At 42.5% G+C, this 985-nt stretch carries 1 protein-coding gene; it reads right to left on the reverse strand.

The genetic code is table 11. The features are described 5' to 3' along the window. Positions 1 to 2: 2 nt before the first annotated feature. Entirely contained in the window at positions 3 to 884 is an 882-nt protein-coding gene (locus JMX97_RS13610) for an IS982 family transposase (protein WP_201558956.1), read from the reverse strand. Between the last annotated feature and the right edge of the window lie 101 nt (positions 885 to 985).

Below are 985 nucleotides of genomic sequence, written 5' to 3' on the forward strand. Positions count from 1 at the left end.
ATTCATATTTCCCCAACTTCTTTAAAGCCAGCCACATTTTTGAGGGTTGGTTTGTAGGGAAACCAACAATAAGCTATCAGTCCTGACAACAGATTGGTGATAAACCCAGTCACACTGCGATGGCGAGAGTGCTCAATTTGGCACAGATTTTTCAACTCATCAAACACCGTCTCAACCAAAGAGCGGTGGTTGAGTAAAGTCTTATCAACAGGATCAAGCACTTGCTCCTTCATATTCTTGCGTAGCTTGGTGATGAGGGTTGTATCGCTGTTTTGCGATAACCAGTCATTTAAGGCTTTACTGATATAGCCTCTATCACCAAACAGCTTGCCAAATAGGGGCTTGGTCATCTCTTTGACAGGCGCTCTATCATCAGTATTACCAGCGGTCACTTTGACTGCTAATAGTTCACCCTTATGATTAATAATAGCGTGAAGCTTAAACCCGTAGAACCAACCCATGCTGCTTTTGCCTCTTTGTGCCATACCATGAAAGACCTTGTGACGATAGATACGCTTATTATGGCAAACCGCTATCTTGGTTGAGTCAATGTAGCTGATACCGGTACAGTCGCCCATCATACTTTGCAAGTAGGCACATAAAGGCATAATGCTGCGAGGGATCAGTTCAATGAAACGGGAATAGCTTGGCAGGTTTGGAAACGCTCCCTTCATCATGCCAAGCATATGATGGTAGTAAAAGGCTTTAAACTGTCGATAGCGTAATTGATGAAACAGTATCAAGACGGTCATAATCTCTGCTACACTTATCTGGCATGGTCTTAACCGACGCCGTCCATTAGCGATGAGGTTTGCTTCAAACTCCGGTTTGAATTGCTGATAAAAGTCGTCAATGTCGCAGTATAATTCGGTTAGGTTATCCATGTAAGAAGTCCTTTTTGCTGTCGTTTGTCTTGGTAAACTTACTTTAGCGTATTAGGACTTCTTTTTTTATCTTTTTCTTCGCTTATCCCGAACTGAGGTTA

The organism is Psychrobacter sp. 72-O-c, from assembly GCF_904846605.1.
GTDB lineage: Bacteria > Pseudomonadota > Gammaproteobacteria > Pseudomonadales > Moraxellaceae > Psychrobacter.

Excerpts from the sequence above, each read along its gene's own strand:
- JMX97_RS13610 (WP_201558956.1), bottom strand. The coding sequence starts at position 884 with ATGGATAACCTAACCGAATTATACTGCGACATTGACGACTTTTATCAG.